Origin of the sequence: Mucilaginibacter sp. (genome assembly GCF_036568825.1) — a bacterium.
Lineage (GTDB): Bacteria > Bacteroidota > Bacteroidia > Sphingobacteriales > Sphingobacteriaceae > Mucilaginibacter.
Genome location: NZ_DATCRU010000086.1, coordinates 45,019 through 72,009, shown reverse-complemented (window position 1 = coordinate 72,009; position 26,991 = coordinate 45,019). Strand labels below are relative to the sequence as shown.

The following is a 26,991-nucleotide window of genomic DNA, read 5'->3' as shown; positions in this document are numbered from 1 at the left end:
AGCCTTTCATATAACTGAAAGGCTTTTAAAAATGTTTTAAAGTCTCCTATTGGGGGAGATTCAGAGGGGCTAAGCAACCGCCATTTTCTTTTCTTTATAGGTTCCGCTCTTTAGCTTCTCAGCAACTTCGCTGAAAGCATCCAGCGTGCGGTTTACGTCTTCTAAGGTGTGTACTGCGGTTGGGATCAGTCGCAGTTCAATCAATCCTTTTGGTATTACAGGGTAAACTACTATGGAGCAGAATATGCCGTAATTTTCGCGCAGATCCATTGTTAAACTGGTAGCCTCGTTCAGTTCACCTTTCAGGAAAACCGGGGTAACCATGGTATCTGTGATACCAATATCAAAACCATGCTCTACCAAACCTTTTTGCAGGGCTTTGGCAATTTTCCATAGTTTTTCTCTCAACTCTGGTTTTGATTTTAACAGTTCGAAGCGTTTCTTCAAACCTAAAACCATTGGCATTGGTAATGCCTTGGCAAAGGTTTGCGAACGCATATTGTAACGCAGGTAGCTGATTATGTCCTTGTTAGATGCTACAAACGCACCAATACCCGCCATTGATTTGGCGAAGGTTCCGAAGTACACGTCCACCCCATCAATACAGTCTTGCTCTTCGTGTGTTCCTGCACCGGTTTTGCCCATGGTACCAAAGCCATGAGCGTCATCTATCAGCAGGCGGAACTTATATTTATCTTTTAATTTGATGATCTCTTTCAGCTTGCCTTGTGCACCTGACATTCCGAATACGCCTTCGGTGATCACCAGGATACCGCCGCCGGTTTGTTCAGCTAATCTTGTAGCACGTTCCAGTTGTTTTGCACAGCTTTCTACATCATTATGCTGGTATACAAAGCGCTTGCCCATATGCAGGCGAACACCGTCGATGATACAAGCATGAGACTCAGCGTCATACACGATCACATCATTACGGTCAACCAAAGCATCGATGATCGATACCATACCCTGGTAACCGTAGTTCAATAAAAACGCAGCTTCTTTACCTACAAAATGAGCCAGGTCATTTTCCAACTCTTCATGGTGCCTTGAGTTACCCGACATCATACGCGCACCCATTGGGTATGCCATACCGAAATCTGCAGCGGCCTGTGCATCCGCTTCGCGAACTTCAGGATGATTAGCTAAACCTAAGTAATTATTCAAACTCCAAACCAAATGCTCTTTCCCGTTGAATAGCATGTGAGGGGCAATCTCGCCTTCCAAACGAGGAAATGAGAAATACCCGTGCGACCATTCCTGATGCTGCCCTATCGGCCCACCCATGGTTTTCGAAATCTTATCAAATAAATCCAAAGTGCTGCTTTTTTATTAATAAAACACAAATATAGGCTTTAAACGCCCTTTAACCAAAGCTTATAACTTTTTATAATAGGTTATAACTTTACTATAGCTTATAACGCTCAAACTGCCGATTAAGTTATCCGCAGTTTGTACCAATTCATTTACAAATCCACCTAAAATAAAAGAGGCACAAATAAATGTGCCCCTTTTAATATTATATATTATGGTGGAAGGTTGACATGGTTAGTCTACATTATCATGCAGAAACGAATTGTTATTCCTTATCTCCGTCTTCCCATCCTCATCCGACAATAATGAGAACCTTGATACCTGGCTTTCATCCGAAGGAGGCGTTTGCTGTAAAGCGATCTCCTTGCGTTTGTAGGCTGGTACATTTTCCAATTCTTGGATGTTACCTGCACGCAGTTTCATGCTCAGGTCTTTCAGGCGCATGATACGCTCGCGTGATTTACGCAATTGTTCTTCAATGCTTTCGTCCGTTTTATGATCGTCAGCGCCAACAACAGGCTCTGGTTCTGGTTCCGGCTCAGGAATTGGTTCCGGTTTAACCGGCTCAAAGTTCATTACCGAATCTGCGATCTTAAAGGTAAACTCCTCGCGCACTTCAGGCTCTGCCGCAGCAGGTTCTTCCGGAGTCAGATCATATTTTATAACGGCAGGCTGTTCTTCTGCTTTTGCAAACAGATCGAATAAGCCGGCTTGTTTTTCTTCTTTTACAGCTTTGATGTAAGGCTCAGATTCAACTGGCTCAACAGGAGGTTTTACCTGGTTGATAAACTCGTTTACCACAGGTTTTACCAACTCTGGTTCAGGCATCAGCATCGATACTACCTTTTTGCTGCTTTGCTCTTTTTCACGCTCATCCCTGGTTTGGAAACCGGTCGCAATGATCGTTACCGAAAGCTTCTCTCCCAAAGCCTCATCACGACAATTGCCCCAGATCAGGTCGGCGGCTAAACCAGCCTCTTCCTGGATAAAGTCAGTAATAACTGATACTTCATCCATAGTAACTTCTTTATCACCTGAGCTAATGTTCAACAGGATATATCTTGCACCTTCAATCTCGTTATCTTTTAACAACGGTGATAATAAAGCGCCTTCAACAGCTTTCAATGCACGGTTCTCACCTTCAGCAGTTGAGCTACCCATGATAGATACACCGCTGTCCTTCATCACCGTGCGCACATCTTTAAAGTCAACGTTGATATAGCCTGGTAAAGTAATGATCTCGGCGATACCCTTGGCAGCAGTGGTCAGGATGTTATCTGCCTGCGCAAATGCTGAACCTAAAGTCAGGTTGCCAAATATCTGGCGCAGCCTGTCGTTAGAGATCACCAGGAATGAGTCGACATATTTCTTCAGTTCTTCCAAACCTTCTTCGGCCTGCATCTTACGGCGCTTGCCTTCAAAAGAGAATGGCGTGGTAATAATACCTACAGTCAGGATGTCAAGCTCACGGGCAGCTTTTGCAATGATAGGGCTTGCGCCTGTACCGGTACCACCACCCATACCAGCGGTAATAAACAGCATCTTGGTATTGGTACCCAGCATCTGTTTTATATCGTCGATATTTTCGATAGCCGAGTTTTTACCAACTTCGGGGATTGAGCCTGCGCCCATACCTTCGGTTAAACTGGCACCTAATTGAACTTTATTGGGGACAGGGCTTAATTCCAAAGCCTGTGCATCGGTATTGCAAATTATGAAATCAACACCGGTAATCCCTTGCTTGTACATGTGGTTTACCGCATTGCCGCCGCCGCCGCCAACACCAATAACTTTGATGATGGACGACTTTTCTTTTAACATCTCAAACTGCATAATCCTTATTTTCAGTTAAATGTGAATGACGAATTAGTTTATTAACTCATTGTAATATTACACCATTTTCAACAATGTTTTTCCACAATTGTCGATAATGTGGAAAAGTCAGCCATTGTTAATAAAATATTACTTAAGGAAATCTTCGTCTTTAATATCATCTTTTATAAATTTCTTCCCTGTCTCCAATAGCTTGCCCAATAAGCCAAACTTTCTGTCATCGGTATATTTGGTTTTGTCTGTTTTGGCTTCCACTTTTTGCGGGATATCATTGTATTCCATCTTCTGGATACCTTTTATCAGCAAACCAATGCCAGTTGCGAAAGTCGGGCTCTGTAATTCTTCATACACATTTTTTGGCAGCGTTTCGTTCTTGGCCAAGTGCTCGTTAGGATAACCCACGCGGCAATCTAAACCGGTAACGTATTCTACCAGCTGCGGCAAATGCTTTAACTGCGCGCCACCGCCGGTGATCACAATACCCGCGATCAGTTTTTTCTCGTAACCTGATGACTTGATCTCGTAATACACATGCTCCACGATCTCTTCCATACGGGCCTGAATTACATAAGCCAGGTTCTTTACTGATATTTCTTTTGGTTCACGACCGCGTAATCCCGGAACGCATACAATCTCGTTCTCTTTATTCTCTTCAGCTAATGCCGATCCGAAACGCACTTTCAGTTGCTCAGCGATGTTGCGCATTACCGAGCAGCCTTCGCGGATATCCTCAGTTACGCTGTTACCGCCAAATGGAATAACCGCAGTGTGACGGATGATACCTTCGTGGAAGATGGCTACGTCAGTAGTACCGCCGCCTATATCCACCAATACCACACCTGCCTCTTTTTCTTCGTCACTTAATACCGACTCAGATGAAGCCAAAGGCTCCAGGATCAGTTCCTGGCTTTCCAGGCTCGCTTTATTGACACACTTCACAATGTTTTTGATAGCCGTAACCTGGCCTGAGATGATGTGGAAGTTAGCTTCCAAACGTACGCCTGCCATACCGATCGGGTCTTTAATTCCCGGCTCGTTGTCCACGGTAAATTCCTGCGGCAATACGTGGATGATCTCCTCGCCCGGAGGCATCACCAGGTTATACATATCTTCTACCAGCTTATCGATGTCCTTACGGCTGATCTCGCTTTGCAGGTCCTTACGGGTTATCAATCCACGGTGCTGCAGGCTTTTGATATGCTGACCGGCAATACCAACGTTCACCACACGAATCTCAACGTTTGATTGCGTTCCGGCCACATCAACCGCGATAGTGATGCCGTTAACTGTTTTATCTATGTTCGATACCATGCCACGGGTAACACCGGCCGATTCAGCTTTGCCAATACCCAATACTTCGATCTTACCGTTTTTACTCCGGCGACCGACGATAGCACATATTTTGGTAGTCCCGATGTCCAATCCTACTACGATTGGCGAACTTTTTTCGTGTGTCGAACTCTTGTCCATACTTAATTAATTGTTTGTGAATGTATCTTTACCCATTTTTATTGAATCTGCTTTGGCGGTTACTGCCTTTAGCGAATCCTTTTTGAAATTATCGCTTTTTACCCCCACTACCTGGTTGGCAAATTTGATGTTAATGATCTTATACCTGTCCCACCCCACCTGCGGCAGTGCCTGCTTATAAAACACCAGCAGATTATGGAACTTGTTCTCCAGCGAATCGGCATTACCCAGCAAAATGCGGTTAGTGCCTACCCGTGGTATCAATTCGATCTCGTGATTCGTGTTGACATACAGTTGTGCAATCTGTGCTGTCCAAAGCGAATCCTTGTTGATGAACTGAACCGTTTTATAAAGCTGTTTGGCGATATCTGTATGCAGCGTATCCAGTTTGCCGCCATAAGCTTCATCAATATATCCGTTTGCCACCAGCACCTTTGCCGTGAAGTTTGATGACATCGGTATCTTCAACCCGTTCTGATCGATATAAAAATCCTGTCCCGCCTGGTTCATTACCCGCATCACCGGCTGGCGCTGACTGATCTCCACTTTGATCACGCCGTCCATATCGGCATACACTTTTGCCGATTCGATGAATGGATTAGCTTTTAACTTATTCTCCAGATCGTGCAGGTTGATGCTTTCCATATTGCGGCCAACCAACTCGTGTTTGTGTACTTTCAGGATATGATCTACTTCTTCTTTGTCGATGAAATACTGGTTACCCGGAATATAAATCTTCACCGCTTTGCAGAACACACCTGACTCTTTGAAGCCGATAAAACTCATGAGCACCACCAGCCCACCCAGGCAAACCGCCCAGGCCGATCCGATTAAAATGCGTTTCCAGATGAGTCTCTTAAACATTTTCCAAAGCCTTTTTTAAAGGTTGAACCAATTGGTCTATATCGCCTGCCCCTACCGTTAAAAGTAGCTCAGGTTTTTCAATCCTCACAAGATCGACCGCCTCTTGTTTTCCACATTTCCGTTTATTTAACATTTGCATCTTGCTGAGAATCATATCAGATGTGACTCCCTCAATCGGCAATTCCCTCGCGGGATATATATCCAGCATAATCAACTCATCACTCATATCCAGCACTTCGGCAAAGCCATCGGCAAAATCACGGGTGCGGGTATATAAATGCGGTTGAAAAATTGTTGTGAGTTTTTTATTTGGATATAATGTTTTGATGGATGAAATAGCCGCACGCAACTCTTCCGGGTGGTGCGCATAGTCATCTATGTAAATGTGTTTGTCTGTTTTTACTATGTACTCAAAGCGACGCTTTACTCCCCTGAATGATTCCAGTGCACGTTTAATTAGCGCTGGTTCTATATCTACCTTTAGAGCAACTTCGATTGCTGCAGTCGCGTTCTCGATGTTATGAATACCGGCTATACCCAGTTTGATATTATCTATCTGCGTGCTGCTGTTCTTAAAGTCGAAATAGAAATCGCCATCCTTAACCCTGATATCAAATGCTTTTACATCTGCCGGACCTTTACCGCTATAAGTGATTCCTTCGGTTGTTAAAGGCAAATCTTCATGGTAGATGAGCGTACCGTTTTCTTTCAGCTGCGATGCAAACTGCCGAAATGATTCTGTTAACTGATCATGGCTGCCGTAGATATCCAGGTGATCGGCATCCATCGAGGTAATAACCGCTATATCAGGATGTAGGGTCAAAAACGAACGATCAAACTCGTCAGCCTCAACTACTACAATGTCATTCTTACCATACAACACGTTGCTGTTGTAGTTAGATGCAATACCACCCAAAAACGCAGAACAATCCTTGCCTGAATCTTTCAAAATATGTGCAATCATACACGAGGTGGTGGTTTTGCCATGCGTGCCGGCAACCGCAATAGTAAACATGCTTCGGCTGATCAATCCTAGTACTTGGGAACGCTTGAATAACTCAAAACCATTGTTCTTGAAAAAGTTCAATATTTCTGAGTCTCTTGGTACTGCGGGAGTATAAATGATCAGCGTGCATTCGTTGGGTGTTTGGAAAGCATAAGGTATCCAGTCGGCTCTGTCCTCAAATATTACCTGGATGCCTTCGTTATGCAGCTGGTCGGTTAGGTCGGTTGAGGTTTTGTCGTAACCGCAAACAATACAGCCCAAATGGGCAAAGTAACGGGCCAATCCGCTCATGCCGATGCCGCCTATGCCTATTAAGTATACCCGCTTTATGTTTTGCAGTTCCATCTTGTTCTCAAAAAAGCCTCCCTCCGCAACCGCACGGAGGGCAGGCTGAAATTTAAATTAACCTGTTATTTGTATAACCTCTTTCGCGATCGTTTCATCAGCATCCGGCAGGGCCAGTTTGCTGATGTTATCGCTTAATTCTTTTTGTTTCTTCTTATCATTTAAAAGCTCCAGGGCCACATCCATCAGTTGAGCCTGGGCATCCTTATCGGCCACAAAAATTGCAGCGTCTTTTGCCACCAGCGACATTGCGTTGGTAGTCTGATGGTCTTCTGCTACATTCGGCGAAGGCACCAGGATAGCAGGCTTACCAACCACACAAAGTTCCGATATAGTACCACCTGCCCTGGATATTATTATATCGGCAGCAGCATAGGCCAAATCCATACGGTCCACAAACTCCATTATGCGGATATTCGGATGAACCTTGCCTCTAAATGACTCCATGATATCCGGATAGTAGTATTTACCTGTTTGCCATATCAGTTGCACATCAGCTTCAATGATCTTATCGATATTGGCCAGCACGCTTTTGTTTAATGTGCGTGCACCCAAGCTTCCACCTGTTATAAAAATGGTCTTCTTATCGCCAGACAGCTTAGCCCATTCTAATCCCTGCTCACGTTTCCCCGCAATATCAACCGACTCCCTGCGTATAGGATTGCCCGTGATGACGATCTTGTCCTCCGGAAAAAACTTATCCATTCCGTCATAAGCCACACAAATCTTCTTAGCCTTTTTGCCTAAACGTTTATTGGTGACGCCTGCATAAGAGTTTTGCTCCTGTATAAGGTAAGGCACTTTCTTTAGCGATGCTGCATAGAGTAAGGGACCCGACGCGTATCCTCCAACACCCACCGCTGCATTAGGCCTGAAATCACGAATGATACGCAGTGATTTCAGGATACTACCAATCAGTTTAAAAGGCAGCATCAGGTTTTTCAGTATCGATTTACGCTGGATGCCTTGTATATTCAGCCCAACAATTTCATAACCAGCCGCAGGCACCCTTTCCATCTCCATGCGCCCCTTGGCACCTACAAAAAGTATTTTTACTTCAGGATCAAGCTTTCTCAAAGCATTGGCAATAGCAATCGCCGGAAAGATATGCCCCCCGGTGCCGCCTCCGCTAATGATGATTCGCTTATGCCTGTGTTTTTTCATCCTTTTAGCTCATTTGTTCACTGGTTCATTAGTTCATTGGTGAATGGCGTATATTTGCCGATTCAATTTACTTCCGACTTCCGACTTCCGACTTCCGACTTCCGACTTCCGACTTCCGACTTCCGACTTCCGACTTCCGACTTCCGACTATCAAAAAACTTCACTCAACCAATAGCTTATCTATCCGTATAAAGTCCCAAAAATCATTTCGATCAGCCCGCTGACTAATACGACATTATTTTAACATTAAAGAAATTTACACTGGGCTGTCTCGTTTTTTTAGTAGATTTGAGGGATCTAAAGTGAATACCGAATTACCTTTTCGTGATAAAATAAGTTCGCGCTGGGCAAACCTCACCGGCGATCCTTCCGTCTTCCCTCTCGAATACAGGATATTTCACGCGCTTTGCATCATTATGGTCATCGCCATGATTATTACCACGCCTGTCAACCTGATCATCAGTGAATGGGTAGCAGCTGGCCTGTGCGTAGTAGCCGGGCTTGTATTTGCGTTTTTCTTTTACCGGTCGCGGTTTATTGGCAAAGTACGGGGCAGTATCTTCATTACCGCTGTCATTTGCAATGCGTTATTCTTCATCAATTATTTTTACAATTCGGGCATCAGCGGGCCAAATGATGTGGTTTTCGCCCTTGCGTTATATCTCATCATATTCGTTACGCCTCAAAAGCAACATAAATATTGGTTTGCGGTAAATATGGTCTTATTGCTTGCAATGCACGGCATCGAATATTATTATCCCAAACTGGTACCCTACACTTATCTGAGCCGCTCAGATCGTTTTATTGACGTTACGGCAGCTTACCTGGTTGGGGTGTGCATCATGTATTTCACTATCAGAAATGTACGCCATAGCTACGATTTTGAGCGATTGCAGGTTGAAGAGAAACGAAAGGACATTGAGCAACAGCATCAATACATACTGGCACAAAACGAGCAATTGGAACATATCAACTCTGAGAAGAACAAGCTGATGTCAATCATTGCGCACGATTTGCGCGGTCCACTTAGCAACATCCAGAACTATCTTGAGCTGGTGGGAGAATATGGCCTGGATAAAGAAGAGCGTGAAGTAGTGGAGAGCGACCTGCTGCGGGTAACACAAAGCACACTGAATATGCTCTCGAAATTACTCATATGGTCCAAATCGCAAATGGATGGCGTCGTAGTGAAGTTGAGCGATATGAACCTGAACGAGACACTGAAAAACACGCTCGAAATGGAGCGCATAATGGCCACAAAGAAGGATATCGATCTTACTTACGAGGTCGATCCAACCATTAGTGTAGTAGCGGATAGCGACATGCTGCAACTGGTGGTTCGCAATATTGTGAGTAATGCTATAAAGTTTACACCTGCAGGCGGCCGGATTGAAGTGCACACTCAGCGCATCAACAACGAATGCCGTATCAGCATTACCGATAGCGGTCGCGGCATACCTTACGAACAGCAAGCGGACATGTTTACCTTAAAGGCTAGGTCTACCTTCGGTACTGCCAACGAGAAGGGCGTTGGTTTAGGATTGATTCTGTGTAAAGAATTTACCGAACAACAAGGCGGCCACATCGATTTTGAAAGCGCTCCCGGCAAGGGCTCTACATTTTATATTTTTATGCCAATGGGGTGATTTTTCAGTTTGCAGTTCTTAGTTAGCAGTTTGCAACTACTCGATTTTGTTTGTATTTTGTTAGCTAAATTTTATCTACTGCCTACTGCCTACTGCCTACTGCCTACTGCCTACTGCCTACTGCCTACTGCTTCACTCCTCCCCATCCTTCAACTTATATTTCTTTTTCAGCTCTTCGATCAATGTATCAGCATGGTTTAAAATTTCAGATGCAAAAACAATCTTACGGTCTAAAAACCTGGAGCGTACCAATTCTACATATTGATTAAAAAGCACTTTATCAGTATTCAGCAATGGTGGATTGGTTTTGATAAAGGTGTCAATTTTTTCCCTGCGCAATTTTAGGTCTTTTATGTGCGAAACGTCATTGATAATGGCATTATATTTAAAACTAAAGAGCTGCGCCCTGATTTTTCTTACTTCTGTATAAACACCATCTGTCAGGTTTTCAAAAGTTTTCAGGTTTTGACCCAACTGTTCATACTGTGTCAGTTCACGGTTAAAGGGTAAATCGGCAAAATAACGTAACGAAGCCGAATTTTTCATTTCCTGCAGCGTCGCATCGTGCGGTATAAATACCTTGTAGGCACCACCCCATAAGCCAAACCAATACAACTTACCTGTAGGTACCTGCCCGGGTTCAACATCAGTCAATAGTTGCATCAACGTATCTATATTGGCTTGAGCATTTTTTGTATATGCCAGGTATTCATGCAGCTCCGCGGTGTCGGCTTTCAAATCGGCATAAAGTGTTACAGCAAACTCCTTTGCCCGGTCGCGCTCGTTAATGTGCTCACGTAAACTCTCGGCAAAAAAGCCCATCGTTACGGCTACAAATATCATCAGGCCTTCTAACAGGTATTCCTTAAAGCTTTTCTTTTCTACCTCGGGGTGGTGGTGCACTTCCATGTTTCAGTTTGCAGTTTTAAGTTTGCGGTTTGCAGTAAATTTATTTTTATAAGCTTGCTTGTTTTTAAGTCTGCTAACTGGCCACTGCAAACTGCCTTTTGACTACTCCTCCAACTCATACTCTTTCTCCAGCTCTTTCAAAACCTTATCTGCTACGGCCAATTGTTTTCTGTATTCCTGCATCGACCGTAAGGTCAAAATTTTAATAAATATCACCATATTAAGATATTTTCTTGCCACAACCGGGTCCCAGTCTAAATGCGCGTTATGTGTGATCCTGGCCCTGGTCATAATATCGTAAGAAACTCCCAAATCGCCCGTGGTTATAATCAGGGGAACCATCTGTTCGGTGATAAACTTTTGAGTAATGTCCTCACGGCGTTCAACGTGCTTTGCCTGCAGATCATATTCATTCATCAAGCCTACCATCTTCTGTTTAAAACTACGAATGATACCCGACGATTTCATCTGCTCATAATTCTCAGTTGAAGGTTCAAAAGGCAAAACCGCGCTGGCAACAATCCCCTTAGCAAAAATCACTGTATCGTTCCAGGCGGCAGGCGGTTGACGCATATCGGTTTCAATGCTATCAATTGCGGCTATTTTATGCGCCGAAAAACGCAGTGCCTGGTGTAACAGCGCAGTATCTTTTTTTATATCACCATAGTACGACCGGGCAAACTCAGCGGCACGTTTATGTTCGGATATGTTTTCCCTGATGTTTTCGGCAATAAAGCCCATCATAACGGCCAGGAATATCATAAGGCCCTCAAGCAAATATTCTTTAAATCCCTTCTTTTCTACTTCGGGGTGGTGGTGAACTTCCATGTTTCAGTTAGCAGTTTTGAGTTGGCAGTTAGCACTTCTTTTGTTTTTTGGGTGCATTTGCCAGTTATGAATTGTAATAATTGTTTTGTGGTACTGGAAACAGCACACTGCCCGCTGCACATATGGTTCCGTCATGTAATTTAAATATTAATATTTAAAATCGACTATAACTATCTGAGTATTTTATAATTGCAAACATTGAGCTTTAGTCTGCCCGCCTGCTATCGCCAATAATTAAGCTTTGATTTCCTCAAAAAATTGCTTATCTTGTTAAGGCATTTAATCTTTAATTAAAAGCAGTCTTGTTTCTTTGCTTAAGCGGGTTATTTTTGCATAACTACTTTACTACATCACTTAATGAAAAATGGACTAAATAGAAGTTTACAATACTGGTTTGGGATTTCTATTTTCATCCTGGTCGTTATATCTGCCGTTTCCTATACATTTATTACCAATTTACTCGAAAGCAACAACCTGGTTGATCATAGTAATTCCGTTATTCTAAAGCTCGAAAAAGTAATGTCGGTCATGAAGGATGCCGAAACCAGCCAGCGCGGATACATACTTACAGATCAGGACGACTTTTTATTACCCTACAAAGGTGCCTACCAAAGCGCCTCAAACCTTTTAAACCAGGTTGAGCAATTAACCAGCAGCAATCTTTATCAGCAGCATTATTTAACAATGGCCAGGCGACTGTTGAATAACGAAAATAACCTGCTGGCCAGCATGATCCAAAAAGAGCAGGTACGTGATACTATTTATGTTGACGACCTGCGACTGGGTAAATCGATGATGGACAGTCTGCGTAAAGCCGTCAGCAAAATGGAAATTCAGGAAACAGAGCTATTGCATATACAGCTTAAGGAATTGAACAAGTATACCAATCTTGCCCCCGTAATGATCATTATTACTTCAATCGCGGCGGTAACCGTTTCGCTGCTATTCTTCTTAAACATCAGCAAAGGCATCGATGAAAAAGAGATGATGCAAAAGCTACTGGTATCTAAGGAAAAGGAAACAGCCGAAGTAAACAGGGAACTCGCTACGGCAATAGAAGAGCTAACGAACCTGAACGAAGAATATATTGTAAGCAATGAAAGTCTGAACGAATCCAAACAAAGCCTTCAAACGCTGAACAATGAATTGGAGGAACGTGTGAGTATGCGAACCAATGAACTACAGGAGAGCGAGAAACGGCTACAGAATATAATGGATACCATTCCGCAGATTGCATGGACCAGCACACCAGATGGCAGTATAAATTTCTATAATAAGCGTTGGTTTGAGTACACCGGTCTCAATTTTGAGGAATCGAAAGCATGGGGATGGAAAACTGTGGTACATCCTGATGATCTGCAATACAACCTGGATCAGTTAAGCTTAATTTTAGGAAAAGGGATTGGCGGTGAATTTGAAATACGCGAAAAAAGCAGGACCGGAGAATACCGCTGGCACCTGGTGCGCATGCAACCTATCCGGAACGATGATGGCAGCATTCGTTTATGGGCCGGTACCGCTACCGATATACAGGAGCTTAAAGTATTGCAGCAACAAAAAGACGACTTTATCAGCATAGCCAGTCACGAACTAAAAACGCCGGTTACTACCCTGAAGGCATCATTACAGCTTATCGAAATGCAAAAGAGCAATTTGAGCAGTGATAAACTGGATGATATGATCGGTCGTGCCAATAGAAGTGTGAATAAAGTAACCTCACTTATTGAAGGTTTGCTAAACGTAAGCAAATTCAGCCAGGGACAGTTCACGCTGCGCCGGTCGGCATTTGACCTTGTTAAGCTCATTCGCGACTGCAGCAGCGAGATGAATATACCCAAAGGCTACACCATAAATGTAATTGGCGAAAACGAATTGAAAGTAACTGCTGATGCTGAACGAATAGAACAGGTGCTGACCAACCTGGTAAGCAATGCCATAAAATATGCCGAAGAAAGCAAGGAAATTAATATCCTTATCGAAAACAGGCATATAGAGGCCAAGGTCTCTGTTATTGACCATGGTCCGGGCATACCGCCGTCAAAGATCCCCTTTTTGTTCGACCGTTATTTCCAGGTACAAAATAACGGAAACAATAGCAATTCGGGATTGGGAATCGGCCTTTATATCTGCTCAGAGATCATCAAAAAACACAATGGTGAAATTGGTGTGGATACCGAAATAGGAAAAGGCAGCACTTTTTGGTTTACGTTGCCGGTGTAATCAGTTTGCAGTTTTGAGTTTGCAGTTTGCAATACCAGGATGACGTATTGACGATTATTTATAAGTTAATCATTTGCACATCCACACATTTGCACATCTGCACATCTGCACATCTTCACATCCCTTACGGTTCAACATCATCCAGTTCATCAATATGTATCAGCAGGTCCTGGTGGAAAGTGTCACGTTTAAAGCCATCAGGAGTATAATAAACCACGTTCACATATTCATCGCTTTCAATAAAGCCGCCTTTACTGTCATCCTCTACTACATAACCCTCAACAGCCATCTTTGGACCGTCGGCAATCATTACCACAATATCGCCTAAAATGAATTTCTTTTCCATAACGGTAAAGATATTAAGCCTGCCACAAATTTCATAAAAGCAGGTATTTTTGATGTATCATGAAAACTCTTGACGATCTCCTGCCGCTCGGCGACCCGCGCCTTTACCAGGTATGTGAACCTGTTCTGCCAGAAGAGCTTCCCAAAGTAAAAGATTGGGTGGCCGATCTGCATAACGTAATGCAGCAGATACGTGAGCGCTACCATTTCGGTCGTGCAATTGCTGCACCGCAGTTGGGGATTATGAAACGGCTGATCTATATGAATATTGACCGGCCTGTGGCGTTTATCAATCCTGCCCTGAGCAATTTAAGTGATGAAAAATTCGAGTTATGGGATGATTGCATGAGTTTTCCGAATCTGCTGGTCAAAGTAATGCGACACCGGGAGATCACCATTGATTACCTTGACGAAAACTGGCAGTCGCAACAATGGCATTTGAAAGATGATCTTTCAGAGTTACTTCAGCATGAATACGATCATTTGGAAGGAATCTTGTGTACTATGCGCGCTATAGATGACAAGTCGTTTAAGTGGCGAAAGTGAATTAATCAAATTTAATAATAATGCTGCGCAGTCGTAAACACGATGAAGTCTACCAAGAAATGTACGAGTATCAATGCATGTATATTACGGTACCTGATATAGTAAACGCTGCCTACAACTCCGAATAGAAAAGTAAATATAAATTCACTCAGACTATGATACTTATAATGCAATGCGGAAAAAATTACAGATGATATAACTATGGAGATATAAGGCTCTTTAAAAAAAGTCGACAATCTGGTTAAAACATAAGCCCTGATTATCAACTCTTCGGTGACTCCTGCAGTAATGGAAATAAAAAATATTAATAATGGATGCCCCCTGAGCACCTGCATTTCTATACGCATTAACTGATAGCTATCGCGATAGCCGAACCAATATGGTACAGAGGAAACAATGGCTTCTAATATGTACGCCACATAAAGTACCAGTACGGAAAGTAATGTAAAGCCTACGCTTGAGTCGTTTCCTGTCCATACAAGCAGAGGTTGTTTTTCAATCCGGTTCGCATAAAAAAATAAAAAAGCAACAACAATCCACTTTGCAAATTGAGCGTAAACAATCTTGTCATGATAGCTGATATTAAACATCCCAATAATAAGATTAATGCCAAATGACATTAAAACAGCTAATAGTATTCCGATGATAAGAATGACAATTTGAGGTTTATGAATGTTACTAAGGTCTGGGCTGAGCATTATAAAATAAAGGTTAGGTTATTTCAATTTCAAATGTGTAGCAATATTCATGTTGATATAATCTATCAGGAAATGTGTTATGATAATCGCCTTTATATTACGGTATTTGATATAATAAATACTGAATATTATGCCGATGAGAAAAGTAAAGATCAATTCGCGCAGACTGCCGTATTTGTAATGTAATGCTGCAAATAGCAAGGAAGACACTATAATCGCCACAACATTATTTTTAAACAATTGCGATAAGCGTGTAAGCAAATAGCCTCTAAAAATAAGTTCTTCAGTTACGCCAGCTGTGAGCGCTATGAAAAATATCATCGCCTGGTGCCCGGTAATAAGTGCTATTATCTTTTTCATTACGATGTTCTTTTCATGCAGGCCCAGGAGAACGGGCACAGCTGATACAAATGCCGCTCCTATGCTTGACAAATACAACAAAAGCACCGAAAGCAGAAAAAACCCTATCGCATTATTCTCTTCTTTCCAAAGCAGAAATGGTTGACGTTCTATTTTAAATGCATAAAAGAGTAACACCACCAGGATACCCCAGTAGATAAAACGAGAGTAGAACAACTTGTCATAATACGCCATTTGCATATGTCCCATCCAGATATCAAAGAGAATGAGCAGGCCAAGTGTGAGGGCAATACCGCCGAAAAGAATAGTGTTATTTGGTTTTTTAGAGGATGTGATGGTTGAGGTCTCCATTATTTCAATTAAACATGATGAAAATAAACAAATCACTTGTCATCACAAAATTTAAAGTAGTGAGTGGTGAATGGTGAATAATTTTAATTGACCATTCACTACTCACCACTCACTAATTCACTATTTTAGCACCTCAAACAATCATAGTGCATACCGCGACCGCCCTCACCAAATCACCCCGTCAAATACGTATCGCCAATGCGCTGTTTTTCTTTGTGTCGGGCTTTGGGTATACCACCTGGACATCGCGCATCGTTTACATACAGCAATCCCTCCATCTGAACGAGGCATTCCTGGGCTGGGCACTATTGGCGCTTCCTGCCGGACTGATGATCACCATGCCCATTACCGGCCGCATGCTCGCTACTTTCAGCAGCAGCCGTATTATGCTGGTAGGCGCCGTAGCCTTTAACCTGATGCTGGGGCTGCTTGGCTTTACTACCGAATATTGGCAATTCATCGCCATTTTATTTTTCTTCGGCTCATCGCGCAATATTCTTAACCTCAGTATCAATACGCAATCTGTTGGCGTTCAGAAACTATATAAAAAATCCATCATCACCACTTTCCACGGTATCTGGAGCTTTGCCGGGCTTTCCGGATCAGTATTTAGCCTGATAATGGCATCTTTTAAAGTGCCCCCAACCTGGCATTTGCTGGTGGTAAGCATAGGGCTTTGTCTCATCGCGTTCCTCGCATGGCCCAATACGCTGCATGAAAAACCTGAACCACAGGAACGCAAACCGATATTCTCACTTCCCGATAAAGAACTGCTCAAATTTGCCCTGATCTGCTTCTCATCCATGGCCTGCGAAAATGTAATGTACGACTGGAGTGGCGTCTACATATTTAAGGCAGTACATGCTACAAAAGTGATAGCCACTGCATCCTTTGTAGTCTTCATGATAGCTGTTACTACCGGGCGCTTTGCCGGAGATCATATAGTAAACAGAAAGGGCATCAAAATGGTAATGAGATACAGTGGCGTGCTCATTGTAAGCGGTTTTGCAGTTGCCATCGCTCTTCCATACATAATACCAACCATCGCAGGCTATGCACTTGTTGGACTCGGTGTATCATGCATGGTTCCTTTGGTGTTCAGTGTAGCCGGAAGGTCAAAGTCCATGAGCGGCGGACCGGCCATTGCAGCCGTATCAACCGTAGGCTATTTAGGATTCCTGCTGGTACCGCCTTTAGTAGGCTTTGTAGCACAAGCTGCCAACCTGCGCTGGGCATTCTCATTCATCGCTGTTTTGGGACTACTGATCGTCTGGATGACATCTAAAATAGAGGAATAGAAGTGAGTGGTGAATAGTCAATAGTGAATAGTGGCAATGACCATTGACTATTGAGTATTCACCATTGACTACTGACCATTGGGCAATTAAGACACATTTAATATCTTTATTTTCTGAATTTATGAGCGGTACCAATAGGAAAAATACAGGCAGAGTGCAAAAATCAGAAGCCCGAAGTCCGAGGTCAGAGCAGAAAGCTAAAAGACCAAAGCAGAAAGCTGTTGAAACGAAAGAGGATATCCATCCCGAAGTCAACACTTCGCAACCCGAAGTCGAAAATAAATCCGAAATCGCAACTCCGAAATCCGAAATCAAAATGGAAGTACACCACCACCCCGAAGTAGAAAAAAAAGGACTTAAAGAATACCTGCTGGAAGGACTGATGATATTTATTGCTGTGATGATGGGCTTTATTGCTGAGAACATCAGGGAGAATATCACCAATAATGAACATGCCCGCCAGTTAACTGCGCAGTTGGTTCAGGATTTAAAAGCCGATACTTCCGAGTTAAATAGGGCCAGCAACTTCCAGGTACATAAAGTGGAAACGGCTAACGATAGTTTATTTGTTCTTTCGCAACAACCATTAGCAAAAATCGATCTAAAAGAGCTACAAAAGCTGATCATTAAATCCCATAATTTGTTCCCGTTCCATCCAAGTGGTGGAGCCAGTGCGGCCATCAAAAACGAATTACATTTGAAACAGTTCTCAGAGTCAAAGATTATCAGCCTTATTGCAGAATATGAAGGAGAAGCCAAATTGGCGAGTACTGTTCAGGACATTTACTTGCAATACCAACGTAATATGCTCGATCCGTTTTTGCGGCAACATTTTACGCCTGCAAACCTCAATGCTGCCTTTAATCATAAAGCATTACCCGATGCGCAAATGCGGAACCTTACCCAAGCCGACATTACTCAATTAGGCGCGGACATGGCTTTGATAAAAGTAAATAGTGCTGAACTTGTAAGAGACTACAGTGGTTTAAGAGAGAGGGCTACCGATTTGCTTCAATATGTACAAAAGCAATATGATTTGGAGTAATAAATAAAATCCTAAAATCGTGCCTTATTTTATCTTCAGCTCAAAGCTGCCTTCCACATCATATTTTGGAGAGGTGGCTTTGGTATCTGTAGCAAGCGTAGTATGGAAAGAGCCTTTGGCAAGCGTAGTATCCTGATTATATTTTTCAATAGCTATATTACCCAATTTCTGAGGTCGCTCGCTTTGGATCAGTGTATACTCCAGGTTCTTTTTACCTGTTCCCTTTAACAAAAACTGAGCGCCGGATATATAGCTGGCTTCATCATCAATGGGTGCGCCCGACGAGCTGATGCCAAAGCTAACTGTATGGGCCTTATTTATAGCGGTAACACCGTAGTATTGCTCGCCATCTATATTGATGTTCACAAATGCAATGGAATCCTGTTCTGCATTAAAAGAGTAAACAGAATCTTTGAGTTTAACAGTCAAAGTACCCTTGCTCGCAAGAAAATTACCTGATGAAGGAATAGAGCTTATTTTAGTGGAGTCGGTTACCTGGGCAGTGGTTTGAGTTACATTTTCATCCTTCTGGCAGGCAGTTAGCACAACTGATATCAGCGTTAAAAAACCTAAAAAAAGGATGGAAAACCTCACCATAAGCACTTCCTTTTGTGATAGATTAAATTTAGGTAAATAATTGGGTTTTGCAATACCCTAAAAGTCATAATATTGAAATTTAACAATTATTAACTTTTGAGTTAACCTTCCTTAAATAAGCCTTAAAATATTTCACCGATATTAATAAACAACCCATGAGAGTCCTGCCGGCCAAAGCCATAATCGATGCTGATATTTGTACGGGACACTTTATTGAGTTTGATACGTAAACCGGGCCCGACAGCAGGTTGTATGGCTTGCAGCCGCGTACCTGGCTCAGCCGAAAAAGATTCGGCATTAAAAAACACCACGCCCCCCAGCAAACCATCACTGGTAATACGGTAACGGTATTCCGTTTCACCATAAACCATTTGGGCGCCGCGAAAGCGGCCTTGTATGTATCCCCTGCCTGCGTTGGTAGAGGCATCCCACAAAGTAGACGGAAGATCGAGGTAAGGCGGCCGCCCGGCTAGCGTCAGCCAATCGTACGACCAGAATGCAAGTACATTGTGCGATGATTCAGGGAAACGGAAATATTTGCGTACATCCAGTATTAAGGAACTCCAGGTAAACGTACTGCCCATTGTTTTCAGATTTTGCCTGAACTCATAAGTTGCATAAAAACCCGCAGTAGGATTGATTGGCGAATCCCGGTCATCAAACTGCCCGTTTAGCGTAAAACCCGTTGAAGTAGAGTGTGTTTTTGTTGACTTTCTCCTGTAGATCAGGTAATCTGATTCTGTACCATTCTCCGTTGGGCCGATAGTGATATCCGCGTGATAATCGATTATATAACCTGCACCCAAATAAAAATTACCGGTAATATGCCTCAGTGCTACCTCTGAAAACCGGATATAGTTATAATCCATCGGCGCCTGGTTTTCTATATCCGAAGCGCTGCCCAATCCAAAAGTAGACTGCGGATAATGATACAATCGGATTTCGCCTACGAAATTATAATTGTTGTTTTTGCTCCAGATACTTGATTGAATTGGCAGCGTGACCTGCTTATTTTGCGTATAAGCGATGCTCCCGACAAAAGTGGACACATTAGATTGCGGAGCCGTACGAAAAGCTACATTACCTGAAATCAATACTGCGAATCTCGATTGCAGCGAATAACCAAAAGCAGGTACTATGGATGCCACCGGGTGTAACCCCACCGAATCGCCCTTCCGGCTTAACCATTTTGTATGAAAGGTTTTTTGCAGCACATCGCGCAAATCGGTGAGCTTACTGGTATCGGTATGGGGCCTGGCAGTATCCGGCTGGCTTGCCAGTGGAATGTATTTGTCGTTCTGCGCAAAAGCAGAAAACGATGACATAACAATCAGCAGTAAAAGCAAAGCTTTTACATACCAGCACGCTATATTTTGCAACTTGTGAACGATCGTTTCAGGGGTTAAAAACGCTACGACCGCAAATAGCGCAAATAGTTTAATTTAAATTACTCCCCAAATGTTAAATAATCTTAAAAGACAAGATTGTTACATATAGGTGAATAGTTGATTGAGTTGAATGGTTGATTAGGTTGGATTAAGTTGTTAGAAGGAGATAAATGTTGTAGTGGTTAAACCACTTAACTGATCAACTTAATCCAACTCAATCAACTTCACACAAATTGTCATATTTGCATCAAATTGATTCCGTCAGCTATCTGCGTTTCTACCAATACCGTTTATTGAGTATATGATCAAAATACTTTGTTTTTTATCGCTGTTTGTCAACGGCCATTTTAAACCTGCCAAAACAGATACCGCTACTTTTGCCACAGGCTGTTTCTGGTGTACTGAAGCAAAATTCCAGCAATTAAAAGGTGTCATAAAGGTAACATCGGGCTTTACCGGAGGGCATGTTGCAAACCCAACTTATGAACAGGTTTGCACCGGCGAAACCGGACATGCTGAGGCTTGTAATATCGTATATGATCCATCAGTGATCAGTTATGACGACCTGCTACAGGCATTTTTTGTCGCCCATGATCCTACTCAGCTTAACCGTCAGGGTAACGACGTAGGCACACAATACCGTTCGGCCATTTTTTATCATAATACTCAGCAAAAGCAAAAGGCTGAGTACTATATTAATAAGCTGAACGAGGCTAAAGCTTACAAGAACAAGATCGTGACACAAGTAACGCCTTACACGATTTTCTATAAAGCAGAAGGTTACCATCAGAACTATTACAACCTGCATGGCGATCAGCCTTATTGCAAATATGTGATACAACCCGAATTGGAAAAGTTTAAGGCTGTCTTTAAAAATAAGTTGAAATAAATGAGATTCCGTTTAACGTTGCTGATTGTCGTTGCTACGATTTCCGGGGCATCGGCACAAAATATAAAAAGTGATAAAGGACACGGGAATAACCCTTACTATTCCAATACCGATACCAAACCGCTGCATGTAAGCAATGCCGAATGGAAGAAGATATTATCTCCAAAACTATACGCCGTAGCCCGTGAAAGCGACACCGAAACTGCTTTTACCGGCAAATACTGGGATGCCACTGCCAAAGGCACTTACTATTGTGCCGTTTGTGGGAATAAGCTATTCCGTTCTGATGCAAAATTTGCCAGTAATTGCGGCTGGCCCAGCTTTTTTGAGCCTGTCCGCAAAAACAGTGTTGTTTATTTAGAGGACAACTCCTACGGCATGCAACGCACCGAGGTGCGCTGTGCACGATGCGGCTCTCACCTTGGTCATATTTTTGACGACGGCCCGCCGCCAACACACAAGCGCTACTGCATGAATTCTATTTCATTGGATTTTCAGCCAGATCAGGGGTTTTAAAAAGCAGCCTGTTTTGTGATGTCTGATTTTGTGTCATTCGGTTAAATTTAAAATACCAAAGCAATTATCAGATAGGCCCCTTTATTTCTGTTAAGCTTTACGGAGTCAAAAGAATGGGTGTTTTCACCCGGTAAATCTGGGTGTTTTCACTATGCTTTTTCCTGGAAGATCTGCCTACATTTAACTATCTATTAAGACCCTGATAGAATATTTCAAAATATTAGATCTGCGAACAAAATCTAGTATAATTCTAAAAATTTACCTGCCTGCCGAATAAAATAAAGAGGCCAAAACCCAACAAAAGGTTTTATCTATTATGTTGATCTAATATTCAGAACTGAGGAAACTTAAAATCATCGTTATGAATACAAACAATCAATTTACAGTTGATCTCGGCAATCTGAGTTTAACTGATGCACAAAGAAGAAGCATAAACGCAGCTATTCACAGTGCGGTTGCAAAAGAACTGGGGAATATTGAGTTACCCAACAATGTGGCGCTCGTGCCATTTGTTCAATATCTCAAAGGCCCGATTATCAATGGCATCCTTGTGTGGGAGCGTGCTGAACTCGGCCCCGAAGTGCAAAAAACAGTACAGGGGCGTGTTTTTAATGAAGGTCCGTTAAGCGCTGAATTAAATGAGCAGTGACCATGACCCAATAATGTGCCCTGCCCATCGTTGCAAGCAGGGCTCATTAATGCTTGGCGCCCGCCTTGAAAATGGCATTATCGCTATTTTTCCTCAGGCGCTCACTATAGATGCTGAGTTTATTGAGCAGGCCAAGAAACACCCGACTCCGGCCGAAGAGCGCTTCAGGTTTACTAATAAATGTATTGAAGGCGGATGCAAACAATGGACAGGTACAGGCTGCGGTGTAGCCGACCGTGTTGTTCAGTTTTTGGATGCTGTAAATGAGATTGATCCACATTTCCCATGTTCCATAAGGCACAAATGCAGGTGGTTCGTACAAAAACAGTACGATGCATGCAGAATATGCCCCTATATTTTGACTGAAATAACAGAAGCCGAGGTATCAGATTACTTTGAACATTTGAGTCCTGAAGGTTAAAACCATTCCTCTTTGATCTTTCGCGAGAAATTCCTGCTCCCATAGAACGGTATACTCATCATTCAAGCCTTTTCTGAAACAAGAAGCGCTCAAAAATAAAATGCTCCATCGTCTCGCACGCAGGAGCATTTAACCTAAACCTTATCACATTTTTTGTGAGAAAAACAAGGTAGCAAAAAATTCCAGAATTTCTACAGAATCAAAAGAAAATTATATATAAAAATAAACACTTTGATATATAATTTCCTTTAAATTAATATTCGCTTTTCTATTTAACTTATTGGTATTATTTTCGTAAAAAGTGATATGCCAATTATGGGATCATCATTATCGCATTAATTGCTGACAGGAGTTGATATGCTGAATATTTGAAAGGAGATAATGAGTCCATTAAATACCTTAGATGCATTAATTGGGAGTGATGCATTTATAGAAGATATTTTTCAGGAATTACCTATAGGTATAGCGGTCAGTAAAAAAGACGACGACCGCTTCGTGTATACTAATGCCCGTTTCAGCGAGGTGATTGGCTGGCCGCAATGTGAACTAGCAGATAAGCAGACGCTTCTTCTTAAAATTTTTCCTGATGATGACTACCGGCAGGCAATAATAGATAAAATGCAGGCCGATCTGAGAACCGGCGACCAATTACTTATGCGGTGGCCGTCTGTTGAGATTGTAACAAGGTCTGGCGAAAAGCGGTTTATAAATGTAAAAAGCATCCCGGTAAAGAACAAAGATTATACCATCACTACCATTATGGATGTAACGGACGAGGTAATGAAATCAAAGGCTCTTGAAGCAACAAGGAGCGATCTGAGAAAAATAATGGATTCGTCTGCCGATATGATCTTTGCTATCGATACAGACGATATCATTGTAAGCGTTAATGCGGCTTCAGAAAATGTTCTTGGATACAAACCGGAAGAAATGATCGGTAAGCGATTATTCGACTTTATTTATCCGCCTGATAAGGAAAGAAGTCTGCAGATAGCTAATACCGTTAAAGCCGGGCTAAAAGTGACCAACGTAGAAAACCACTATGTTCATAAAAATGGGGCACTGGTGCCTTTGCACTGGTCGGCAGTTGCTGATCCACGGGAAAATGTCCGTTATGGTATTGCCCGTGATGCTACGGAAATAAAGAAAAGCAAGGCAGCACTTATAGAGTCAGAAAAGCTATACCGTTACCTGTTCGACAATAACCCTTTACCCATCGCTGTATGGGATTTTGAAACACAGCAATTTATTGATTGCAACGAAGCTGCAGTACGTAAATATGGCTATACTAAACAAGAATTTTTACAGCTAAATATCCGCGATATACGTCCGGCAGAAGATATCCCGCTTGTCGATAAGTTCACCATATCGGAGCAAGCATATGAGCAAAGTCATCAACGCCTGTGGCGTCATCTAAAAAAGAGCGGTGAAGTGATGTACATGGACATCCGTGGCGAGCTCATCAATTACAATGGCCGGCGCGCATCCATCGCTATTGTACAGGATGTAACAGAAACACGCTACTACCAGGAGCTTGATACCCTTGAAAAACAGGTCCTGGAATATAGCGCACGGAACGAAAAATCATTGAAAGAGATTATCAGCTTTTATTTATCAGGGATGGAATCTCTGCATAAAGGTATTCAATGCTCAGTGCTCGAAAAACATAATGACCGACTATTCGGACTCTCAGCGCCCAGCCTGCCAGACGAATTCTGGCAATTCCCGGATGGCTTACCTATTGCCGATCAAATGGGAGCCTGTGGAACAGCAGCCTGGTTAAAAGAAAAGATAATTGTCAGTAACATGACAACTGATCCTCGTTTGGAAAACTTCCGCGAAATAATTGCAAGGTATCCCATGAAGAGCTGCTGGTCATACCCGGTCATCGATAGCAATGATGAAGTAATGGCCACATTCGCTCTCTATTGCTGCGAAGAACGGGCTCCTTCCAAACAGGAAGAAAATACGGTTGAGAGAGCTACCCATCTATTGCGCATCATCCTTGAAAACTATCACCGGCATAAGGCCATTCAGCTAACCAACGAGCGCTTTGAATATGTCATGGAAGCCACTTTTGATGTTATATGGGACTGGGATCTTGAAACAAATGCAGTTTATTATTCCAATAACATGCAAAAATTGTTTGGCCATCGTGCAGGCACAAGCTATGATAACCTACCGTTTTTCTCCGAAAATGTTCATCCCGATGATCGGGAACGTGTTGTATTATATCCCGACCAGGTGAAATACGGTACCATGGTACACTGGACCCATGAATACCGTTTCCGTAAAGCATGCGGAGAATATGCCCATATATTAGACCGGGGAGTTATCATCCGGGATGAAAATGGTATCGGTAAACGAATGATCGGCGCCATGCAGGACATTTCTACACTAAAAAAACAGCACGAACGCCTCATCGAAATAGCTCTTATCAACTCGCACGAGATCCGGAAGCCTATTGCCAGCATATTAGGTTTGATACAATTATTTAAAGATATCAAGAACCAAAACCCTGACAAGCAATTACTGCAACACCTCGAATCAGCAACACAGGAACTGGATGATGTGATCAAACGCATCATCAACAAAACGGAAGATTTATAAGCAAACAATCCCAAACATTGCCTAAATTCATTCCGTTACTAAACGGTACACATCCGTAACGCTAATACCTTATGATAGCTCATTTCCCTTTTTTCCTGGTAATGGTTGTCGCCATTATATTATTGATAATGCTGGCAGATAGAATAAAAGTTGCCTACCCCGTATTGCTTGTCGTCGCGGGATTACTCATAAGTTTTATACCCGGAATACCTGTATTGCATGTAAACCCTTCATTGATATTCCTTATTATTCTGCCCCCACTTTTATACGAAGCTGCCTGGGCCATATCATGGAAAGAGTTGTGGCGCTGGCGGCGCATCGTGGGTAGCTTTGCTTTTGTGGTGGTTTTTCTTACTGCTATGTCGGTTGCTTTTGTGGCCAACGCATACATTCCGGGTTTTTCATTGGCATTAGGTTTTCTGCTTGGCGGAATAGTATCACCACCCGATGCTGTAAGTGCAAGTGCTATTCTAAAATTCGTAAAAGTCCCAAAACGGATGTCGTCAATACTGGAGGGTGAAAGTTTATTGAATGATGCCTCATCGCTTATCATTTTCCGTTTCTCTTTAATAGCCATCGGTACAGGCCAGTTTATCTGGTATCATGCTGCCTTAAGTTTTGTATGGATGTTATTGGGAGGTATTGGGATAGGATTACTGATTGGCCTTATATTTATGAAAGCACATAAATACCTGCCGACTGATGTGAATATGGATATTATACTTACATTGGTTACTCCATATGTAATGTACATGGCAGCCGAAGAAGTGCATAGCTCGGGCGTATTGGCGGTTGTCAGCGGTGGATTATTCCTGTCAAACAAGAGGCATTATTTTTTAGGAAGCTCTTCCCGTTTACGGGGCATAAACTTTTGGGAGAGCCTTGTGTTCCTCCTCAACGGGCTGGTGTTTTTACTGATCGGCCTGGACCTGCCCGAAATTACTGACGGGCTGAGACAGGAGGGCATAAGCTTTCAGGGTGCTATAGGCTATGGCTTATTGATAACCGGAATATTAATACTCGTTAGGATATTGTCAGCCTATGGAGCGGTATTTGTTACCCTGATCGCCCGCAATTTCATCAAAGTAGCCGACCCGAGACATCCTGGCTACAGGGTTCCATTCATATTAGGATGGACAGGAATGCGTGGTGTAGTCTCGCTCGCGGCTGCCTTGTCTATTCCTGTTCAGTTAGATAATGGTTCAGCTTTTCCGCACCGTAACCTGATTTTGTTTATCACATTTATTGTCATACTAACTACGCTGCTTCTTCAGGGTCTCACACTTCCCTATCTGCTCAGGAAGATAGCATTGCCGGCGTTTGATGATTATTTACCCGATGATAAAGCAGAAGAAGTGATAAAAAGAGGGCTTGCCAGGAATGCAATCAAACACCTTAACGACAACTATAAAGACCACCTCGCCAATCATCCCCTGCTGCAGCAAATGATCGACAAATGGAATTCAAAAATAAACGAGGAACTCGACCCTCAAATTCCTGCCGAAAGCAAAAAAATATATCTTGAGGTAATAGACGAGCAAAGAAAGTGGCTAATCAACCGGAACAATATCGACGGTCATATCGACGAAGACATTATCCGGAAACACCTGCGTCAGCTTGATCTGGAGGAAGAGAAGTTTAAGATAATTTAATTAGTAATGAGGTTATTTTTAATCAGCGTA

Annotated in this window: 24 protein-coding genes; 11 read left to right on the top strand and 13 right to left on the bottom strand. The window is 42.7% G+C overall.

The features are described from left to right. Positions 1–69: 69 nt before the first annotated feature. The 6 genes from VIM89_RS18935 to murG all read right to left on the bottom strand — a co-directional run bounded on the left by VIM89_RS18935 (position 70) and on the right by murG (position 7,993). Positions 70–1,314: an aminotransferase class I/II-fold pyridoxal phosphate-dependent enzyme gene (locus tag VIM89_RS18935; RefSeq protein ID WP_488157749.1), complete on the bottom strand. Its 1,245-nt coding sequence runs from the start codon at positions 1,312–1,314 to the stop codon at positions 70–72. 231 nt (positions 1,315–1,545) lie between these two features. Beyond that, positions 1,546–3,144, bottom strand: a complete 1,599-nt coding sequence (ftsZ, locus tag VIM89_RS18930) for a cell division protein FtsZ (protein WP_488157748.1) — start codon at positions 3,142–3,144, stop codon at positions 1,546–1,548. A gap of 129 nt (positions 3,145–3,273) precedes the next feature. Beyond that, positions 3,274–4,614 carry a cell division protein FtsA gene (ftsA, locus tag VIM89_RS18925; protein WP_488157747.1) on the bottom strand — a complete coding sequence of 447 codons (1,341 nt, stop codon included), beginning with the start codon at positions 4,612–4,614 and terminating at the stop codon, positions 3,274–3,276. A gap of 6 nt (positions 4,615–4,620) precedes the next feature. After that, on the bottom strand, positions 4,621–5,478 hold the full coding sequence (locus tag VIM89_RS18920; protein WP_488157746.1) for a cell division protein FtsQ/DivIB: 858 nt from the start codon (positions 5,476–5,478) through the stop codon (positions 4,621–4,623). Beyond that, entirely contained in the window at positions 5,471–6,829 is a 1,359-nt protein-coding gene (gene murC, locus VIM89_RS18915) for a UDP-N-acetylmuramate--L-alanine ligase (protein WP_488157745.1), read from the bottom strand. Before murC ends, VIM89_RS18920 begins: the two co-directional genes overlap by 8 nt. 57 nt (positions 6,830–6,886) lie before the next feature. Continuing rightward, positions 6,887–7,993 carry an undecaprenyldiphospho-muramoylpentapeptide beta-N-acetylglucosaminyltransferase gene (murG, locus tag VIM89_RS18910; protein ID WP_488157744.1) on the bottom strand — a complete coding sequence of 369 codons (1,107 nt, stop codon included), beginning with the start codon at positions 7,991–7,993 and terminating at the stop codon, positions 6,887–6,889. A gap of 302 nt (positions 7,994–8,295) precedes the next feature. Between murG and VIM89_RS18905 the strand changes: the two genes are divergently transcribed. Continuing rightward, on the top strand, positions 8,296–9,639 hold the full coding sequence (locus VIM89_RS18905) for a sensor histidine kinase (protein ID WP_488157743.1): 1,344 nt from the start codon (positions 8,296–8,298) through the stop codon (positions 9,637–9,639). Positions 9,640–9,771: 132 nt separating this feature from the next. Here the strand turns inward: VIM89_RS18905 and VIM89_RS18900 are convergent, their stop codons facing one another. Together VIM89_RS18900 and VIM89_RS18895 are read right to left on the bottom strand one after the other, a co-directional pair. After that, a complete protein-coding gene (locus VIM89_RS18900) occupies positions 9,772–10,548 on the bottom strand; it encodes a hypothetical protein (protein WP_488157742.1) in 777 nt (258 codons plus the stop codon). A 102-nt stretch (positions 10,549–10,650) separates the two neighbouring features. Continuing rightward, positions 10,651–11,376, bottom strand: a complete 726-nt coding sequence (locus tag VIM89_RS18895) for a hypothetical protein (protein ID WP_488157741.1) — start codon at positions 11,374–11,376, stop codon at positions 10,651–10,653. A gap of 357 nt (positions 11,377–11,733) precedes the next feature. Between VIM89_RS18895 and VIM89_RS18890 the strand changes: the two genes are divergently transcribed. Further along, positions 11,734–13,596 carry an ATP-binding protein gene (locus tag VIM89_RS18890; protein WP_488157740.1) on the top strand — a complete coding sequence of 621 codons (1,863 nt, stop codon included), beginning with the start codon at positions 11,734–11,736 and terminating at the stop codon, positions 13,594–13,596. 124 nt (positions 13,597–13,720) lie between these two features. Here VIM89_RS18890 and VIM89_RS18885 read toward each other — a convergent pair whose 3' ends face one another. After that, entirely contained in the window at positions 13,721–13,942 is a 222-nt protein-coding gene (locus VIM89_RS18885; protein WP_488157739.1) for a YodC family protein, read from the bottom strand. A gap of 59 nt (positions 13,943–14,001) precedes the next feature. Here VIM89_RS18885 and VIM89_RS18880 point away from each other — a divergent pair, with 59 nt between their 5' ends. Continuing rightward, on the top strand, positions 14,002–14,487 hold the full coding sequence (locus tag VIM89_RS18880) for a peptide deformylase (protein ID WP_488157738.1): 486 nt from the start codon (positions 14,002–14,004) through the stop codon (positions 14,485–14,487). 11 nt (positions 14,488–14,498) lie between these two features. Here VIM89_RS18880 and VIM89_RS18875 read toward each other — a convergent pair whose 3' ends face one another. Both VIM89_RS18875 and VIM89_RS18870 read right to left on the bottom strand, forming a co-directional pair. Beyond that, on the bottom strand, positions 14,499–15,077 hold the full coding sequence (locus tag VIM89_RS18875) for a CPBP family intramembrane glutamic endopeptidase (protein ID WP_488157737.1): 579 nt from the start codon (positions 15,075–15,077) through the stop codon (positions 14,499–14,501). A 126-nt stretch (positions 15,078–15,203) separates the two neighbouring features. Then, positions 15,204–15,896 carry a CPBP family intramembrane glutamic endopeptidase gene (locus VIM89_RS18870; protein WP_488157736.1) on the bottom strand — a complete coding sequence of 231 codons (693 nt, stop codon included), beginning with the start codon at positions 15,894–15,896 and terminating at the stop codon, positions 15,204–15,206. 146 nt (positions 15,897–16,042) lie between these two features. Between VIM89_RS18870 and VIM89_RS18865 the strand changes: the two genes are divergently transcribed. Together VIM89_RS18865 and VIM89_RS18860 are read left to right on the top strand one after the other, a co-directional pair. After that, entirely contained in the window at positions 16,043–17,194 is a 1,152-nt protein-coding gene (locus tag VIM89_RS18865; protein ID WP_488157735.1) for an MFS transporter, read from the top strand. A 121-nt stretch (positions 17,195–17,315) separates the two neighbouring features. Further along, a complete protein-coding gene (locus VIM89_RS18860; protein ID WP_488157734.1) occupies positions 17,316–18,239 on the top strand; it encodes a hypothetical protein in 924 nt (307 codons plus the stop codon). A gap of 24 nt (positions 18,240–18,263) precedes the next feature. Here the strand turns inward: VIM89_RS18860 and VIM89_RS18855 are convergent, their stop codons facing one another. Both VIM89_RS18855 and VIM89_RS18850 read right to left on the bottom strand, forming a co-directional pair. Continuing rightward, positions 18,264–18,836, bottom strand: coding sequence for a hypothetical protein (locus tag VIM89_RS18855; protein ID WP_488157733.1), 573 nt, complete (start codon positions 18,834–18,836; stop codon positions 18,264–18,266). Positions 18,837–18,958: 122 nt separating this feature from the next. Further along, positions 18,959–20,161, bottom strand: coding sequence for a BamA/TamA family outer membrane protein (locus tag VIM89_RS18850; protein ID WP_488157732.1), 1,203 nt, complete (start codon positions 20,159–20,161; stop codon positions 18,959–18,961). A gap of 364 nt (positions 20,162–20,525) precedes the next feature. Here VIM89_RS18850 and msrA point away from each other — a divergent pair, with 364 nt between their 5' ends. The 6 genes from msrA (at position 20,526) to VIM89_RS18820 (ending at position 26,961) form a co-directional block, all read left to right on the top strand. Next, complete coding sequence (msrA, locus tag VIM89_RS18845; RefSeq protein ID WP_488157731.1) at positions 20,526–21,113, top strand: peptide-methionine (S)-S-oxide reductase MsrA; 588 nt, start codon at positions 20,526–20,528, stop codon at positions 21,111–21,113. After that, entirely contained in the window at positions 21,114–21,629 is a 516-nt protein-coding gene (gene msrB / locus VIM89_RS18840) for a peptide-methionine (R)-S-oxide reductase MsrB (protein ID WP_488157730.1), read from the top strand. Positions 21,630–21,990: 361 nt separating this feature from the next. After that, positions 21,991–22,278 (top strand): hypothetical protein, encoded by a 288-nt coding sequence (locus VIM89_RS18835; RefSeq protein ID WP_488157729.1) that lies wholly within the window; start codon positions 21,991–21,993, stop codon positions 22,276–22,278. Continuing rightward, positions 22,268–22,699 (top strand): hypothetical protein, encoded by a 432-nt coding sequence (locus VIM89_RS18830; protein WP_488157728.1) that lies wholly within the window; start codon positions 22,268–22,270, stop codon positions 22,697–22,699. Before VIM89_RS18835 ends, VIM89_RS18830 begins: the two co-directional genes overlap by 11 nt. A gap of 381 nt (positions 22,700–23,080) precedes the next feature. Continuing rightward, positions 23,081–25,309: a PAS domain S-box protein gene (locus VIM89_RS18825; protein ID WP_488157727.1), complete on the top strand. Its 2,229-nt coding sequence runs from the start codon at positions 23,081–23,083 to the stop codon at positions 25,307–25,309. Positions 25,310–25,380: 71 nt separating this feature from the next. Continuing rightward, complete coding sequence (locus VIM89_RS18820; protein ID WP_488157726.1) at positions 25,381–26,961, top strand: Na+/H+ antiporter; 1,581 nt, start codon at positions 25,381–25,383, stop codon at positions 26,959–26,961. Positions 26,962–26,991 lie beyond the last annotated feature (30 nt).

Excerpts from the sequence above, each read along its gene's own strand:
- ftsZ (WP_488157748.1), bottom strand. The coding sequence starts at position 3,144 with ATGCAGTTTGAGATGTTAAAAGAAAAGTCGTCCATCATCAAAGTTATT.
- ftsA (WP_488157747.1), bottom strand. The coding sequence starts at position 4,614 with ATGGACAAGAGTTCGACACACGAAAAAAGTTCGCCAATCGTAGTAGGA.
- VIM89_RS18920 (WP_488157746.1), bottom strand. The coding sequence starts at position 5,478 with ATGTTTAAGAGACTCATCTGGAAACGCATTTTAATCGGATCGGCCTGG.
- murC (WP_488157745.1), bottom strand. The coding sequence starts at position 6,829 with ATGGAACTGCAAAACATAAAGCGGGTATACTTAATAGGCATAGGCGGC.
- murG (WP_488157744.1), bottom strand. The coding sequence starts at position 7,993 with ATGAAAAAACACAGGCATAAGCGAATCATCATTAGCGGAGGCGGCACC.
- VIM89_RS18900 (WP_488157742.1), bottom strand. The coding sequence starts at position 10,548 with ATGGAAGTGCACCACCACCCCGAGGTAGAAAAGAAAAGCTTTAAGGAA.
- VIM89_RS18895 (WP_488157741.1), bottom strand. The coding sequence starts at position 11,376 with ATGGAAGTTCACCACCACCCCGAAGTAGAAAAGAAGGGATTTAAAGAA.
- VIM89_RS18890 (WP_488157740.1), top strand. The coding sequence starts at position 11,734 with ATGAAAAATGGACTAAATAGAAGTTTACAATACTGGTTTGGGATTTCT.
- VIM89_RS18885 (WP_488157739.1), bottom strand. The coding sequence starts at position 13,942 with ATGGAAAAGAAATTCATTTTAGGCGATATTGTGGTAATGATTGCCGAC.
- VIM89_RS18880 (WP_488157738.1), top strand. The coding sequence starts at position 14,002 with ATGAAAACTCTTGACGATCTCCTGCCGCTCGGCGACCCGCGCCTTTAC.
- VIM89_RS18875 (WP_488157737.1), bottom strand. The coding sequence starts at position 15,077 with ATGTTTAATATCAGCTATCATGACAAGATTGTTTACGCTCAATTTGCA.
- VIM89_RS18870 (WP_488157736.1), bottom strand. The coding sequence starts at position 15,896 with ATGGAGACCTCAACCATCACATCCTCTAAAAAACCAAATAACACTATT.
- VIM89_RS18860 (WP_488157734.1), top strand. The coding sequence starts at position 17,316 with ATGAGCGGTACCAATAGGAAAAATACAGGCAGAGTGCAAAAATCAGAA.
- VIM89_RS18855 (WP_488157733.1), bottom strand. The coding sequence starts at position 18,836 with ATGGTGAGGTTTTCCATCCTTTTTTTAGGTTTTTTAACGCTGATATCA.
- VIM89_RS18850 (WP_488157732.1), bottom strand. The coding sequence starts at position 20,161 with ATGTCATCGTTTTCTGCTTTTGCGCAGAACGACAAATACATTCCACTG.
- msrA (WP_488157731.1), top strand. The coding sequence starts at position 20,526 with ATGATCAAAATACTTTGTTTTTTATCGCTGTTTGTCAACGGCCATTTT.
- msrB (WP_488157730.1), top strand. The coding sequence starts at position 21,114 with ATGAGATTCCGTTTAACGTTGCTGATTGTCGTTGCTACGATTTCCGGG.
- VIM89_RS18835 (WP_488157729.1), top strand. The coding sequence starts at position 21,991 with ATGAATACAAACAATCAATTTACAGTTGATCTCGGCAATCTGAGTTTA.
- VIM89_RS18830 (WP_488157728.1), top strand. The coding sequence starts at position 22,268 with ATGAGCAGTGACCATGACCCAATAATGTGCCCTGCCCATCGTTGCAAG.
- VIM89_RS18825 (WP_488157727.1), top strand. The coding sequence starts at position 23,081 with ATGAGTCCATTAAATACCTTAGATGCATTAATTGGGAGTGATGCATTT.
- VIM89_RS18820 (WP_488157726.1), top strand. The coding sequence starts at position 25,381 with ATGATAGCTCATTTCCCTTTTTTCCTGGTAATGGTTGTCGCCATTATA.